This is a genomic window from Herbidospora solisilvae, assembly GCF_009901565.1.
Taxonomy (GTDB): domain Bacteria; phylum Actinomycetota; class Actinomycetes; order Streptosporangiales; family Streptosporangiaceae; genus Herbidospora; species Herbidospora solisilvae.
The window spans coordinates 185231-200443 of record NZ_WXEW01000005.1 but is presented as its reverse complement, the minus strand read 5'-3'; the positions used below and the strand labels follow the sequence as shown (position 1 = coordinate 200443).

At 69.8% G+C, this 15213-nt stretch carries 11 protein-coding genes and 1 tRNA gene; 4 read left to right on the top strand and 8 right to left on the bottom strand.

Annotation, left to right across the window (positions count from 1 at the left end; translation table 11 throughout):
• Positions 1-16 precede the first annotated feature (16 nt).
• The 4 genes from GT755_RS17780 to topA all read right to left on the bottom strand — a co-directional run bounded on the left by GT755_RS17780 (position 17) and on the right by topA (position 7514).
• Entirely contained in the window at positions 17-1198 is a 1182-nt protein-coding gene (locus GT755_RS17780; RefSeq protein ID WP_161480818.1) for a DNA polymerase III subunit delta', read from the bottom strand.
• A 9-nt stretch (positions 1199-1207) separates the two neighbouring features.
• On the bottom strand, positions 1208-3238 hold the full coding sequence (tmk, locus tag GT755_RS17775; RefSeq protein WP_161480817.1) for a dTMP kinase: 2031 nt from the start codon (positions 3236-3238) through the stop codon (positions 1208-1210).
• Between the two features lie 160 nt (positions 3239-3398).
• A complete protein-coding gene (locus GT755_RS17770; RefSeq protein WP_161480816.1) occupies positions 3399-4625 on the bottom strand; it encodes a metallophosphoesterase in 1227 nt (408 codons plus the stop codon).
• A 144-nt stretch (positions 4626-4769) separates the two neighbouring features.
• On the bottom strand, positions 4770-7514 hold the full coding sequence (gene topA, locus GT755_RS17765) for a type I DNA topoisomerase (RefSeq protein ID WP_161480815.1): 2745 nt from the start codon (positions 7512-7514) through the stop codon (positions 4770-4772).
• Between the two features lie 192 nt (positions 7515-7706).
• Between topA and GT755_RS39665 the strand changes: the two genes are divergently transcribed.
• Positions 7707-7892 (top strand): DUF5703 family protein, encoded by a 186-nt coding sequence (locus GT755_RS39665; protein WP_081898449.1) that lies wholly within the window; start codon positions 7707-7709, stop codon positions 7890-7892.
• A 138-nt stretch (positions 7893-8030) separates the two neighbouring features.
• Here GT755_RS39665 and GT755_RS17760 read toward each other — a convergent pair whose 3' ends face one another.
• The 3 genes from GT755_RS17760 to GT755_RS17750 all read right to left on the bottom strand — a co-directional run bounded on the left by GT755_RS17760 (position 8031) and on the right by GT755_RS17750 (position 12071).
• Entirely contained in the window at positions 8031-9950 is a 1920-nt protein-coding gene (locus tag GT755_RS17760; protein ID WP_161480814.1) for a chaplin family protein, read from the bottom strand.
• Between the two features lie 188 nt (positions 9951-10138).
• Complete coding sequence (locus GT755_RS17755; RefSeq protein WP_161480813.1) at positions 10139-10582, bottom strand: hypothetical protein; 444 nt, start codon at positions 10580-10582, stop codon at positions 10139-10141.
• A gap of 190 nt (positions 10583-10772) precedes the next feature.
• Positions 10773-12071 (bottom strand): M20/M25/M40 family metallo-hydrolase, encoded by a 1299-nt coding sequence (locus tag GT755_RS17750; RefSeq protein ID WP_161480812.1) that lies wholly within the window; start codon positions 12069-12071, stop codon positions 10773-10775.
• 131 nt (positions 12072-12202) lie between these two features.
• On the opposite strand from GT755_RS17750, the gene GT755_RS17745 reads away from it, so the two are divergent.
• A tRNA-Leu gene (locus GT755_RS17745) sits at positions 12203-12288 on the top strand.
• 266 nt (positions 12289-12554) lie between these two features.
• Here GT755_RS17745 and GT755_RS17740 read toward each other — a convergent pair.
• Positions 12555-12965 (bottom strand): EVE domain-containing protein, encoded by a 411-nt coding sequence (locus GT755_RS17740; protein WP_161480811.1) that lies wholly within the window; start codon positions 12963-12965, stop codon positions 12555-12557.
• A gap of 340 nt (positions 12966-13305) precedes the next feature.
• On the opposite strand from GT755_RS17740, the gene GT755_RS17735 reads away from it, so the two are divergent.
• The gene (locus tag GT755_RS17735; RefSeq protein ID WP_235966838.1) at positions 13306-14574 is read left to right on the top strand and encodes a phosphoribosyltransferase; all 1269 of its coding nucleotides are present in this window, start codon (positions 13306-13308) and stop codon (positions 14572-14574) included.
• A 99-nt stretch (positions 14575-14673) separates the two neighbouring features.
• Entirely contained in the window at positions 14674-15117 is a 444-nt protein-coding gene (locus tag GT755_RS17730; RefSeq protein ID WP_161480810.1) for a DUF2267 domain-containing protein, read from the top strand.
• The last annotated feature ends 96 nt before the right edge of the window (positions 15118-15213 follow it).

The following is a 15213-nucleotide window of genomic DNA, read 5'->3' as shown; positions in this document are numbered from 1 at the left end:
TCCGAGGTTGCTCGTCTCAGCCGACCGGTTTCCACAGAGCCAGGGTGAGCGCCTCGACCGCGATCTGCGGGTTGACGTTGGCCGCGAGTCGTTCGCGGCACTGCATGATCGCCTGGGTGCGCTTCAGCGTCTCCTCGGGCCGCGAGGCCCGAGCCGCGGCTTCGAGTTCGGCCCGCCGGTCGCCGTTGGCCAGCTCGACCGGCGCCCCGAACTGCACGGCCAGCACGTCGCGGTAGAACGCCATCAGGTCGAGCAGCGCCGTGTCGAGCGACTCGCGCTTGATCCGGGTCGCCCGGGACTTCTGCGCCGTCTCCAGCTCCTTCAGCGCCCCCGCGCCGCCCCTGACCAGCCCCTTGTTCAGGCCCTTCCCGGTCGAGCCCTCGCCGTAGATCGCCCGCAGTTCGGCGATCTCGGTCTCGTTGAGCTCGGCCGTGGCCGCCGCGGCGTCTTCGTCGGCGGTCTTCACGAGCTTCTCGGCAGCGGCGATGCACTCGCCGACGTTGGTCAGGCTCTTGGGGATCGACAGTACGGCCTCGCGCCGCCCCCTCGCCGACTCGTCGAGCGCCAGCCGCCGGGCCCTGGCCAGGTCGCCCTGAGCCGCCCGCGCCACCGACTCGGCCACTCCGGGAGCCACATTGTCTCTGGTCACGAGGGCGTGGGCCACCGCCTGGCTCGACGGTGTCACCAGGGTCACCACTCGGCAGCGCGACCGGATGGTGATGATCATGTCGTCGGGGGCCGGCGCGCAGAGCAGCCAGACCGTGCGCGGCGGCGGCTCCTCGATGGCCTTCAGGAGGGCGTTGGCCGCCTGCTCGGTCGCCCGGTCGGCGTCGTCGAACAGCACCACCCGCCAGCGGCCCATCGTCGACCGCCCGGCGGCCCGGAGGATCAGCTCGCGGGTCTGCTTGACGCCGTAGGAGAGCCCCTGGGGCCGGACGGACTCCAGGTCGGGGTGGGAGCCGATCATCACCTGGTGGCACGCGTCGCAGTGGCCGCACCCCCGGTCGGGGCAGAGCAGGGCGGCGGCGAAGGCCTTGGCGGCGTCGAAGCGCCCGGAGCCGGGCGGGCCGGTGAAGAGCCATGCGTGGGTCATGCCCGCGCCGCGGCCCCCGGCGAGCACCTCGGCGGCAGCGGCGGCGGCCCGGCGCAGGACCGTCGCGGCCTGCTCCTGGCCGACGAGGTCATCGAACACGTCCACCCGGAAAGGCTAGTCCCTGATCGCGGGCATCGTTCCGGTGTTGGCCTCGGTCTCCCGGGGCACGGGGTCGGGCAGCACCTCGCGGACCCGATCCTGGATCAACCGGGACACCTCAGACTGGCTGAGCGTGCCGTCGACGACGAAGTAGCGCTCGGGTTCGCGGGCGGCCAGGGCGCGGAACTCCGAGCGCACCCGCTCGTGGAAGTCGAGCGGCTCCGACTCGATCCGGTCGGCGGGGTGGGCGTGCCGCCGCAGCCCCACCGACGGGGGCACGTCGACCAGCACGGTCAGATGGGGCACCAGCCCGCCGGTGGCCCACTGGTTGACCTGGGCGACCTCGTCGGTCCCGAGGACCCGCCCGGCCCCCTGGTAGGCCAGTGACGAGTCGACGTAGCGGTCGCAGACCACCATCGACCCGCGCTCCAGCGCCGGCCTGATCACCTTCTCGACGTGTTCGGCCCGGTCGGCGGCGTAGAGAAGCGTCTCGGCGTGGGCCGACAGGCCCTGGTGGGTGGAGTCGAGCAGGATGGCCCGCAGCCGCATGCCGACCTTGGTCGACCCCGGCTCCCGGGTCTGGACGACGTCGAACCCCTGGTCGCGCAGCCAGATGGCCAGCAGCCGCGACTGAGTGGTCTTGCCCGACCCCTCGCCGCCCTCGAAGGCGATGAACGTGCCCGGCGCCTCTTCCTGGGGCTCGGGCGCGAACCGCTCGCCGCGCAGCGCGGCCAGCAGGTCGACCCGCAGCGGCACCTCGGGCCGGTCGTCGAGCCGCCGCAGCGACAGGACGCCGATCACCACGGCCGCCACGGCCCCGACGAGCAGCACCAGGTTGGCCCCGTCGAACGTGTAGACCAGCCCGTTGAGCACCAGTTCGTGTTCGCCGAAGAACCCGCCCACGAGCGCCGCCACGGCGACCACGCCCAGGAACACGACCCGGGCGGCGGCGTGGAGGAAGTCGACCGGCCGCCGCCCCTCGGACTCGGCCTCGATCATGGTGAAGCCGATGATCCAGGCGATGCCGGCGAACACCCCGGAGACGAAGGTCAGCACGGCCACGAGCACCAGGTTGTGGATCAGCCCGACGGCGGCGACCGTCACCCCGGCCATGATGATCGAGAGCCCGAAGAACCGCCTGCGCGACAACTCCGTCAGCCACCGCAGCCCGAAGAAGGACCCCACGGCCGCCCCCACGAAGACGGCGCAGAACACCGTGGCGTATCCGGCGTCGCCGCCGCCGAGCACCCCGACGTAGGCCCGCCCGACGGCCACCACGATGGAGACCGCGGCGAACACGCCGATCATGCCGACGTAGAGCCGCTTGACGGCCCTGTTCGCCGTCGCGAGCCGCCATCCGTCGGCGAGCTGGGTCAGCACCGACGGCCTGGGGGCCCCGCCCGCGTTGCGCAGATCGAGGGTGAACACCAGCGCGGCGGTGGCGAGGTAGCAGATCCCGGCCACCACGATCATGATCTTCCCGGCGCCCAGTCCGAAGCCGGGCACGATCGCGGTGATCACGTTGACCAGGCCTGCCACCAGGGCGAACAGGAAGGCGGCGACGGGCGCCATGGCATACCAGGCGAGCAGGCCGACCCGATCGGCGTCGGCCCGCCGGTCGGCCGGCACCAGCCCGGAGACCGCGGCGTCGCGCCCCGCGCCCCACACCAGGGACGCGCACTCGATCAGGAACATCGCCAGGATGAGCCACTGGTGGCCGCCGATCAGCAGCGCCAGCAGGACCACCACGAACCGCACCGCGTCGGCCGCGGCCATCGCCAGCCGCCAGTCGACCTTGGAGACCAGCAACCCGGCCAGCGGCCCCAGCAGGACGGCCGGGAGCAGCTTGGCAAGGAAGACCCCGCCGATCACCAGGCTCTGCGTCGGGTAGCCGTCTCCTTGCGTGAGCGTCCCGGCCAGGGCGGTCAGCGTGATCAGGGCCAGCCAGTCACCCAGCCCGCCGACGGACATCGCGGTCCACAGGCGGCGGAACGGAGCGATGGCCAGCACGTGGGAGGGCTTGCGGGCCCGGCCGGGGGTGCTCATGGTGTCAGCGTATCCAGGTGCTCGCTGCGGGTGGGGGGCTGGAGCAGGCCGGTTTGCCCCGGCTGCTCATCGCCTGAGGGTATTACGAACCGCGTGGTGCCGCAGTAGTCATGCGCTTTGGCCACCACTTCGGCGGGAGCGCCAACCAAGCGCCGGGGCTTCACGTCAGCTCGATCAGGGTGATCTCCGGCGGTGCCCCGACACGGACCGGCGGCCCCCAGAACCCGGCCCCCCGGGTGACGTAGATGGGCATGTCGCCGATCTTGCCCAGGCCCCTGACGACCGGCTGCTGGAGCGGCACGATGCGGTCGAACGGCACCATCTGCCCGCCGTGGGTGTGGCCGGACAGTTGGAGGTCGACCCCGGCCTTCGCCGCCTCCAGGCCGATGACGGGCTGGTGGGCCAGCAGGATCGTCGGCACCCCCTCGGGCCGCCCGTGGAGCGCGAGCTCCAGATCGGGGCCGTGGCGCACGGTGTCGCCCGTGACGTCGTTGACCCCGGCCAGCGTGAGGTTGCCGTGTTCGCCCTGGATCGTCACCCGCTCGTTGACGAGGGTCTTGATGCCGTATCCGCCGAGGAGGTCGATCCACGGCTCGGGCCCGTCGGCCAGGTAGTACTCGTGGTTGCCGGTCACGAAGTAGGTCTGCGGCCGGATGTGCTGGAGCGGGGCGGCCAGCGGGCCGAGTTCGCTGACCGGCCCGTCGACCAGGTCGCCGACGATGGCGACGAAGTCGGCCTTCAGCGTGTTGATCAGCTCGACGATGCGCTCGGTGTGGCCGATGCCCGTCAGCGGCCCGAGGTGGATGTCGCTGACCAGGGCGACCCGCATGCCGCCGGCGAAGTCGGGCAGCGAGATCCGCACCTTCTCGATGACTGGGGCGCCCAGCCCCGACTTCAGGCCGAAGCCGACGATCGTGCCGGCCCCGACCCCGGCCGCGACGGCGGCCGCGCGGTTGATGAACAGCCGCCGGTCGGGCCGCTCGGGCGGTTCGACGACGTCTTCGACCTCGATCTCGATCTTCTTCGGCCCGAACGTCGACCCCACCGTGGCCGGGATGACCTTGGGCGGCGGCGCCTCCTTGACCGGGTCGCCCTTGAAACGGCGGTTGAGGATCAGCCGGGGGATCTCCAGCACGAGGCAGATCAGCGTCAGGTAGAACATGACCGCGACCCAGATGAACCCGGGCCAGGCCAGCACGTGGACGACCCACGACGACGACACGCGGCTGCCCACCAAGGCCACCAGCAGCAGCCCGAGCAGCACGATCAACCCGCCGGTCAGGGCCCTTCTGGCCCGCCCCGGCAGCGTCGTCGACCGGATCAGCCGCCGGTAGAGGTAGTAGTGGACGGCGAAGACCACGCCGAACACGACGACGAGAAAACCCACGCGTACCCCCTATCGGACCGCGCTCATGCTACGAGCAAAGAACCCGCGCGGCGCAGCCGGGAGAGCCGCCTGTGGACAACCTGTCGCCTGTGGACAACCGCCGCCTGCGCGGCGAACCGCGCAGGCTGACACGTTGTGAAACGGCTATTTCGCCTTGGTGTTCGCCCGGGCCGTCGGCTTCGAGGTGGTCGACTTCGCCGCCGCCGTCTTGGCCTTCGTGGCGGTGGCCTTCGCCGTGGTCGCCTTCTTCGCCGGAGCCTTCTTGGCGGGCGCCTTCTTCACCGGGGCCTTCTCACGCCGGTCGGCGAGCAGCTCGGCCGCCCGCTCGATCGTGATGTCCTCGACCGTGTCGCCCTTGCGCAGCGACGCGTTGGTCTCGCCGTCGGTCACATAGGGCCCGAAACGGCCTTCCTTCACCACGACCGGCTTCTTCGACGCCGGGTCTTCGCCCAGTTCGCGCAGCGGCGCGGCGGCGGCCCTGCGGCCCCGCTGCTTCGGCTGCGCGAACACCTCCTTGGCCTGCTCGATCGTCATCGTGAGCAGCTCCTCCTCGGCCGTCAGCGACCGGGAGTCGGTGCCCTTCTTGATGTAGGGACCGAACTTGCCGTTGTGGGCGACGACCTCCTCGCCGTCGATCTCCCCGATCACGCGGGGGATCGTCAGCAGCCGCAGCGCGTCGTCGAGGGTGATCGTCTCGGGATCCATCGACTTGAACAGCGAGCTGATGCGCGGCTTCGGCTGGTCGGCCTTCTTCACCCGCTTCTTCGGGGCGTCGGCGGCCGGCGCGTCCTCGGGGAGCACCTCGGTCACGTAGTGGCCGTAGGGCCCGTTGCGTACCCAGATCGCGTGGCCGGTCACCGGGTCGGTGCCCAGCTCGCGCGCGCTGGAGGGCTGGGCGAACAGTTCTTCGGCCTTCTCGGCGGTCAGCTCGTCGGGCGTGACGTCGCTGGGCACGTTGACCTTCGCGCCCTCGCGGTCGAGGTAGGTGCCGTAGCGGCCCACCCGGATCACGATGTCGGTTCCCTTGATCGGGAACGAGCTGATCTCCTTGGCGTCGATGTTGCCCAGGTCGCTGACCAGGTCTTTCAGACCTTCGTCACCGTCGCCGCCGTCGCCGAAGTAGAAGCGCCGCAGTTCCGGCACCCGCTCGGCGCGGTCGTTGGCGATGTCGTCGAGGACCTTCTCCATCTCGGCCGTGAAGTCGTAGTCGACCAGGTTGCCGAAGTGTTGCTCCAGCAGGTTGACCACGGCGAAGGCCAGGAACGACGGCACCAGCGCGGTGCCCTTCTTGAACACGTAGCCGCGTTCCAGGATCGTCCCGATGATCGACGCGTAGGTCGACGGCCGGCCGATCTCGCGGTCTTCCAGCTCCTTGACCAGCGACGCCTCGGTGTAGCGGGCGGGCGGCTTGGTCGCGTGGCCGGCCGGCGCGAGCTCCAGGACGTTGACCGCCTGGCCCTCGGTGAGGTTCGGCAGCCGCTTCTCGGAGTCGTCGCGGTCGGTCGACGGGTCGTCGGCGCCTTCGACGTAGGCCTTCAGGAATCCGTAGAACGTGATGGTGCGGCCGGTCGCGCTGAACTCGGCCTGCTCGCGGTCGGCCAGGACGCGGACCGAGACCGACTCGCCCTCGGCGTCTTTCATCTGGGAGGCGACGGTGCGCTGCCAGATGAGCTCGTAGAGGCGGAACATGTCGCCGGAGAGCCCGGTCTCGCCGGGGGTGCGGAACTCCTCACCCGACGGGCGGATCGCCTCGTGGGCCTCCTGCGCGTTCTTGACCTTGCTGGCGTACACCCTCGGCTTGTCGGGGACGTAGGCCGAGCCGTAGAGCTTGATCGCCTGCGCCCGCGCGGCCGCGACGGCGGTCTCCGACAGCGTGATGCTGTCGGTACGCATGTAGGTGATGAACCCGTTCTCGTAGAGCTTCTGGGCCACCTGCATGGTGAACTTCGCCGAGAACCCCAGCTTCCGGCTCGCCTCCTGCTGGAGGGTGGTCGTCCGGAACGGCGCATAGGGCTTTCTCGTGTACGGCTTGCGCTCGACCGAACGTACCGAATAAGAGGCCCCGTTCAGCCGACCGGCCAGCGCGGTGGCGGCGGCCTGGTCGAGATGGAGCACGTCTTGCCTGGTCAGCAGGCCGTCGGAGCCGAAGTCGCGGCCCTGGGCGACCCGCTTGCCCGCGACCGACAGCAAAGTGGCGCCGAACCGGCTGGGATCGTCACTGTCGAGCCCGGTGTCGAAAACGGCGGAGAGGTCCCAGTAGGAGGCGCTGGTGAACGCGATGCGGTCACGCTCCCGCTCGACCACCAGCCGCGTCGCGACCGACTGCACGCGGCCCGCGGAGAGCCCCTGCTTGACCTTCTTCCACAGGACCGGGCTGACCTCGAAGCCGTAGAGACGGTCGAGGATGCGCCGGGTCTCCTGAGCGTCGACCAGGCGAAGGTTGAGGTCGCGCGGATTGGCCACGGCGTCGCGGATCGCCTGCGGGGTGATCTCGTGGAACACCATCCGGTGGACGGGCACCTTCGGCTTCAGCACCTCACGCAGGTGCCACGCGATGGCCTCGCCCTCGCGGTCTTCGTCAGTGGCGAGGTAGAGCTCGTCGGCCTCTTTGAGGAGCTGCTTCAGCTTCGAGACCTGCGACTTCTTGTCGCTGTTCACGATGTAGAGCGGCTCGAAGTCGTCGTCGACGTTCACGCCGAGCTTGGCCCAGGCCTGGCTCGCGTACTCCTCGGGGATCGTGTCGCCCTTCCCCGGAAGATCGCGGATGTGGCCGATGCTGGACTCGACGACGTAACCGCGCCCGAGGTACCCGGCGATCGTCTTCGCCTTGGCGGGCGACTCGACGATCACCAGGCGGGTTCCGCCGGCGTTGCCGTTGTTCGCTGGCACGCTGCTACCTACCTCGCTGTTCGCTGCTTTTCCCCGTCGGTGTGGGCCTTTCACGGTAACCCGTCACGAGCGGCCCTCCCCCTCGGGCTACCCGGGTGGGCCCCGGTCTGTAACCACCTGGACCCGTTATCCCACGAGGACGCAGAATAGAGCCCATCGGACTCCACCGTCCCCAACGGGAGACTAATCGCTGTGCTCGACTACTCCTACATGGAGCTCTTCCTTCCACGCGGAACCTCGCGTGAAGCGGCTCGTCAACTCCTGACGGAACATGCCGAATACGGCCATTGGGAACTCCACCGTCTGCGCCTCTATTCCGACGGCAGCCGCAGGGTCTGGCTGCGACGGAAGATCATACGCGCGGTCAGCACCCTTTAAACATGGCTTTGCCCGCCCCGGGCCGCGCCCCCGAGACGGGCAAAGCTTTCCCGCCTCCCCCAGCGGGAACCGCCCGGCCGGGGGAGACACCTTGTTGACTCACCGCCTGACGGCGGCGGCACGTTCTTACTTGCGGCGTTACTTGCGGCGACCGAAGCGCAGGCGGCGGGCGCCGGCGAACAGGGTGGCCGAGGCGGCGAACATGGCGCCCAGCAGCAGAGCGGCCAGCGAACCCGCGTTCATGCCGGTGATCGAGTCGGGCTGGGCGGCGCTCATCAGGCCGAGCCCGCTGACGGGCAGGGCCGAGGCGGCCGAACCGAGCGAACCCGCGACCGGCAGGCCCTGGGCCGCGCCGGTGACCGGGGCCAGCGGGCTGGCCTGCGCGTTCTTGGCGGGAGCCTTCTTGCCACCGGCCGCGGCCGGGACGGCCGGAGCGCCGGGGAGACCCGGCAGCGCCGGGAGGCCGAGCATGCCGGGCAGGTCGCCGACCAGCGGCAGACCGGCGGCGCTCATCTTGGTGAGCTGACGGGCCGAGCTCATCGCCGGCAGGGCGGGCAGCGGGCCGGAGGTCTCGGCCGCGTCGACCTTGCCCCAGCTCTGGGTCAGGTTGTCGTAGCCGTCGCCGCTGGTGTGGTGGACCGAACGGCCGACCCGGCTGCCGCCGAGGCACCCGGCGGCGGCGTCGCCCAGCCCGGCGACCGCGTTGCCGCACGCGTTGATGGGCGCCGTGATCGGCGCGATGATCTGGTTCCCGGCGAGCACGCCGGACTTGCCGTTGGTCCTGTTGCCACCGCCGCCGGGCCCGCCTTCGGCGGAGACCTCACCGGTGCAGTGGGCCTCGGCCCCGCCCGCCGCCGCGACGGCGTTGCCGCACGCGTTGATCGGCGCGGTGATCGGCGCGATGACCTGGTTGCCCGCGACGACGCCCGACCGGCCCGAGGTGGTGTTGCCCCCGGCGCCCTTGCCGCCGTTCTTGGCCGTGGCGCCGCCCTTGCACCCGGCGAAGGCCTCGCCGAACAGGGCGACCGCGTTGCCGCAGATGTTGATCGGCGCGGTGATCGGCGCCACGATCTGGTTGCCCGCCACGACCCCGGACCGGCCGTCGGTGGTGTTGCCGCCCGCGCCGGTGCCGGGCGTGGTGTTGACCGCCTCGGAACCGCCCTTGCATCCGGCCAGCGCGCCCCCGATGGCGTTGCCGCAGACGTTGACGGGCAGGTTGACCGGGGCGATCACCTGGTTGCCGCTGCCGGCGCCGAACCGGCCGTCGGTGTCGTTGCCGGTCGAGCCGGGCTTGCCCGGACCGTGCTGGTATTTCGGCCCGGGGTCGCCGTTGGTCGAGGTCGAGCCGCCCTTGCAGCCCGAGAACGCGTCGCCGAAGACCGCGACGGTGACACCGCAGACGTTGATCGGCGCGCTGACCGGCGCGATGACCTGGTTGCCGCCGAGCGCGGCCGAGCGGCCGGACGTGGAGTTGCCGCCGGGCCCGGCGCCGGTGTTCTTGACGGTCGAACCGCCCTTGCAGCCCGCGACGGCGTCGCCGAAGATGGCCACCGCGTTGCCGCACGCGTTGATCGGGGCGCTGATCGGCGCAGTGACCTGGTTGCCGCCGAGCAGGCTGTGGTCGCCGTTGGTGGTGTTCTTGCCGGCGCCGCCGTGGCCCGACGTCTTGACCTCCGAGCCGCCCTTGCACCCGGCGTCGGAGTTGCCGAACAGCGCGATCGCGTTGCCACAGGCGTTGATCGGCGCGCTGACCGGCGCGTTCACCTGGTTTCCGCCCAGGACGCTGCTCTTGCCGGAGGTGTTGCCCTGGATGCCCTTGCCGGAGGTGTTGCTGTTGTCGACGGACGCGCCGCCCTTCGACGTGGCGGTCGAGCCGCCCGCGACCCCGACGGCGTTGCCGCTCAGGTCGATCGGGAGGGACACCGGCAGGTTGACCTGGTTGCCGCCACCGATCGAGCTCTGTCCGTCGGTGTCGGCGACAGCGGTCCCCGTGCCGAGGGCCATGACGCCGGCCGCGAGGAGAGCCGCGGGGGCAGAGCCCTTCGCCCACGTTCGCATGATGAAAACTCCATTTGTTCTGGGGGTACCTGACAACTCGTGACAGAAGAACTCCTGGCCGAAGGCACAGCGGAGCCATGGAGCGTCACGAGGATTGGGGAATTCCGCGACTTCCGCGCGGAGAAGGAGATGCCTGCCTGACGGGGAAGAGTCAGGGCTCAGGCGAGACCGATCGCCGGATCGCGGGATCAGTCAGGGGAGAAAGAAGGGTCGTCCGCCGCTGTGCGGACGACCGGGGGAAGCACGGCCGCCATGGGAACAGGCAGGGCCGCGGGCCGCGGGCCGGAGAAGGACCGAGCGACATCCCCGAAAAGGATGGAACCGCCGCCGTTCGGGGGAACGAGCCCGTTGCCCTGAGAGTGTTCGGCGGAGGCAGGAGGAGGCGCGACCGGCGTGGACGAGCTGGTGAGCCCGTCGACGTTGCGCCCGGCCATGGCCTGCGCGTCGCCCGCCGTGGGGAACCCGTCGGTGACCTGCACCGACCCGGCGACGACAGGTGAGGGGACGGTGCCGGTGGAGGCGTGTGCCTCACCGGCGAACCCGAAGACCACTCCGAGCACCCAGCCGACGACGATCAGACCGCCGACGACCATAAGGCGACTCAGCCGGGAACCGGCCGCGAACCGCGCCATCCGAGCTTCCCGGCTCCCGGCCGGGACGGCCGCGCCCTCACGCCGGTCAGCGACGGACGCGAACGCCCCTCGCTGAACACTCGGCATGCGGAACACGCGACCTCCCAGGTGCCGTCGAGCCGCCCAGTGCGGATCAACCCCTCAACGCGGAGTAACTTTACAGCCACGCCAAGTGATCGCAAGCCGTTCCTCAGGAGAAGTCAAGGAACCGATCAAGCACCCGCACCCCAAACTGGAGCGAATCGACCGGCACCCTCTCGTCCACGCCATGGAACATCCCAGAGAAGTCCAGGTCAGCGGGCAGCTTGAGCGGAGCGAACCCGAATCCGCGAATTCCCAGCCGGCTGAACGCCTTGAGGTCGGTGCCGCCGGAGAGCATGTAGGGCACGGCCTTCGCCCCCGGGTCCTCGTGTTCGAGCGCGTCGGCCATGGCCTTGACCAGCCGCCCGTCGAACGAGGTCTCGACCGCGATGTCGTGGTAGTCGAACTCGCGCGTGACGTTGGGCCCGAGGAGCTCGTCCACGGTCTGGAAGAACTCCTCCTCCTGGCCGGGCAGGAAGCGGCCGTCGACCCGGGCGGTCGCGGTCTGGGGGATGACGTTGGCCTTGTATCCCGACTCGAGCATCGTCGGGTTGGTCGTGTTGCGCAGCGTGGCGCCGATCATCCGGGCGAGCGGCCCGAGCTTGGCCACGGCCGCCTCGGCGCTCTCGGCCTCGATCTCGATGTCGAAGGCCTCCTTGAAGAAGGAGCTGACCGTAGGGGTGATCCGGATCGGCCACTCGTACCGCCCCAGCCGGGCGAGCGCCTCGGAGAGCTCGGTGATGGCGTTCTCGTGGTTGAGCATCGACCCGTGGCCGGCCCGCCCCGTGGCGGTCAGCTTCATCCAGGCGATGCCCTTCTCCGCGGCCTCGATGAGGTAGAGCCGCTTGTCATCGGCCAGCGTGACACTGAACCCGCCCACCTCGCCGATGGCCTCGGTGGCCCCCTCGAAGAGGTGCGGATGCTTGTCGACGAGCCACTGCGCGCCGTAGCTGCCGCCGGCCTCCTCGTCGGCGGTGAAGATGAGGAGGACGTCCCGCTCTGGCCGTCGCCCCTCCCGCAGCCGCTTGCGGACGGTCGCGAGGATCATGGCGTCCATGTCCTTCATGTCCACCGCCCCCCGCCCCCAGACGCACCCGTCGGCGATCTCCCCCGACAGAGGATGATGCCGCCAGTCCTCGGCACGGAACGGGACGACGTCGAGGTGACCGTGGAGAATCAGACCCTCACGGCCGGGGTTGGTGCCCTCGATCCGGGCGATGACATTCGCCCGCTTGTGATCGCTTTCCAGGATCGTGGCCTCGATCCCGACTTCGTCCAGCTTTGCCGCTACGTACTCCGCCGCCTCACGTTCCCCCGGCCCGCGGTTGTCGCCCGCGTTCGTGGAGTCGATGCGGATGAGTTCCTGGCACAGGGTGACGACGTCGTTCTCGCCGGTGACGGCGGTCATGGCGTTCCTCCAGAGCGTGGTTCGGCTTGCGCTTCCCATCCTGCCGGTTGGATCTCGGGATGAACCACGCGGCGGGGAGTGCTAACCTTTAACAGCCGACGCGGGGAAGACGTTCCGTGTGTGGGTCACCGGTCCGGGTGGCGGAATAGGCAGACGCGCTAGCTTGAGGTGCTAGTGCCCAGTGATGGGCATGGGGGTTCAAGTCCCCCCTCGGACACAAACCGTAATCCCATGGAGTCCTGGTCAGCCGAAGAGCCGACCAGGACTTTTTGTTGCCCCGAGCAGGCCGAGGTAGGCGTAGATCTTGGCCTTGGCCTCCGGGCACGGTGATAGGTGGCCGCCGCGAGAGCGCGGACGTCCGCCCGGGACAGGGGTGCGGCGTCAGGCATTCCGGCACGCTCTCGCAGATGGGCACGAAAAGCTGTCCAGGGATCCCCTGGGCAGGCTTTTGCATCTGCCCAGCAGGTCCGGCCAATTCGGCGCTCAGAGGCGAGACATGAAGGCTTCCCACTGCGCCTCGGTGACCGGGTGAGGGTTGGCCGCCCCAGGCATCCTGATGAAACCCATTCCATCGAACCGCTTGTCGGCTCGAAGCTGCCCGAAGGTGATGTCGACATCCAGCCACTGCTCAACCTCGATCGGCACGAACCAGGCCTGCTCAGGTACCTCGGTCCAGTAGTCCGGGGATGGCACCGGCTTGAACACCGGCGCGCCACCGATCCGTCCGAGTGCCGCGATGCCACCGCTGCCCGAGCGCCAGAAGAGGAAGCGATCACCTGCCTGGAGTTCGTCACGGAACCTTCCCACTCGCCAGTCTCCGATCGGCTGGCCATCTCGACGAGCGGCGGCCAGGTCGAAGGTCTTGGGATTCCAGGTCAGCAGCCAGTAACGCATGGTCCTCCTTGGACACGGGCCCTCAACGCTTACCGAAGCCTCGCCCACGTTCACTCGCCGATCAAGAAAGTGCCCAAGGCGGCACCCTCGACCAGCCAAAGTCCTTTCGGGTCCCCATGGGCGCATGACTTCTTGACCACCCCGGTGCTACCGGCAAGCGTCGAGGTCGCCGGTAGCCGGGTCGCCGTTCGTACGGACATCGAAAATCGCACGCGTTCGTCTGCCGCTCGCGAACTGGGCCCTTGAACCCTGCTCACTGTGCTCTCCGAGGCCTAATGGTGGGAGGAGGGGGCCTTCGTCACCGACGCGGGGCGCACGGGGAAATGCTGAGGAGGCGGTTATGGCGATGTTCGTCGATCGTCATGATGCCGGTGTTCGGCTGGCGGAACGTCTGGCCGGGCTTGTCGAGGAGAAGCCGGTCGTCCTCGGGTTGCCTCGGGGTGGTGTGCCCGTGGCGTTCGAGGTGGCGCGGGGTTTGGGTGCGCCGCTGGATGTGATCGTGGTCCGCAAGCTGGGGGTGCCGGTCCAACCCGAGCTCGGGTTCGGCGCGATCGGTGAGGGCGGCGTACGCGTGGTCAACCCGGCGGTCGTACGAGTGACCGGTGTGACGGAGAAGGACATGGCGATCGTGGAGGAGCGTGAGCGGCAGGAGGTGCAGGCTCGGGCGCGCCGCTTCCGGCCCGATCGGGGGCCGCTCGATCTGGCGGGCCGGACGGTCGTCATCGTGGACGACGGGGTCGCCACGGGAGGCACGGCTCGGGCCGCCTGCCAGGTGGCTCGGGCGCACGGCGCCGCGCGTGTGGTCCTGGCGGTTCCGGTCGGCACTCCGGACGTGCTCGCGAGGCTGCGTCAGGACGCCGATGAGGTGATCTGCCTGGAGACGCCCTCGGCTCTTTGGGGCATCGGCGTCTGCTACTCGGATTTCACGCAGACCACCGACCAGCAGGTGGTCGAGCTGCTGCGGCGGGCTTCCGATCAGCTGGACGTGATGGTGGACGTCGGCCCCCTCCGCCTGCCGGGGCGGCTCGTCGTCCCGGAGAACGCCGTGGGTGTGGTGGCGTTCGTGCACGGGAGCGGCAGCAGCCGGCACAGTCCGCGCAACCGGTACGTGGCCTCGGTGCTCAATCAGGCGGGCTTGGCCACCTTCCTTTTCGACCTGCTCACGGTCGACGAGGAGCATGATCGCCTCAACGTGTTCGACATCGAAGTGCTGGCCGGGCGGCTCGGGCGGGTGACGACCTGGCTGGCTGACGAGCCTCGGGTGGCGGGGTTGCCGATCGGCTACTTCGGGGCCAGCACCGGGGCGGCGGCCGCGTTGCGGGCGGCGGCGGAGCCGGGCAACCAGGTGGCCGCCGTCGTGTCCCGGGGCGGACGGCCCGATCTGGCGGGGCCGTGTCTGCCGGCGGTGCGGGCGGCGACGTTGCTGATCGTGGGCGGCAGGGACGAATCGGTGCTCGATCTCAACCGGTGGGCGCGGCAGCGGTTGCGCTGCGAGAACCGCCTGGAGATCGTCCCTGACGCCACTCACCTGTTCGTGGAGCCCGGGGCGCTGGAAATCGTCGCCGGCCTGGCGCGTGACTGGTTCACCGACCGTCTTCCGGCTGGGTAAGAAGCGAAGGTGAGGGGATGAACAGGGGAAACCACCTGGCCGTTTCGCGCCTGAGATCATCCGAGCCGGTGAGGGCGACACGACATCCCGGGGGAGACAATGTCGCACACACGAGTACAGAGCATCGAGCACACCGTCCAGACCACCAATCGGTGGCTGGCGCACCTCTCCGAGGCGATCGGCACCGAAGATCGTGACTTCTCCCAGCGAGTGCTGAGGGCCTGGCTGCACGCCGTCAGGGACGGGCTGACCGTCCAGAACGGGGCCAATTTCGCCGCGCAACTGCCCGATCTGCTGCGCGGGGTGTACTACAACGGCTGGGACCCCAACCGGGTGCCGATCCGCCGCAGCCGAGAGGAGTTCATCGAATTCTTCGCCCGTTCCGGCCGCATCGCCCTCCACGACGTCCCGAAGCTCGCTCCCGCGGTCACGGAATTCCTCTGCGGGGAGCTCTCCGAAGCGCCGGTCATGCATCTGCTCGCCCGGTTGCCCCACGACGTGCGCACCGTGTTGTGGCCTGCGGAGAAGAGCGGGAACGGCTGACCCGCTGGCCGCGGTGTTGTGGCCCCGCCGACGACGGCCTCCGTGAGCGGGGATGCCTGCGGGGCCCCGCGGAGATGGCGAGCGATTGCTGACCGA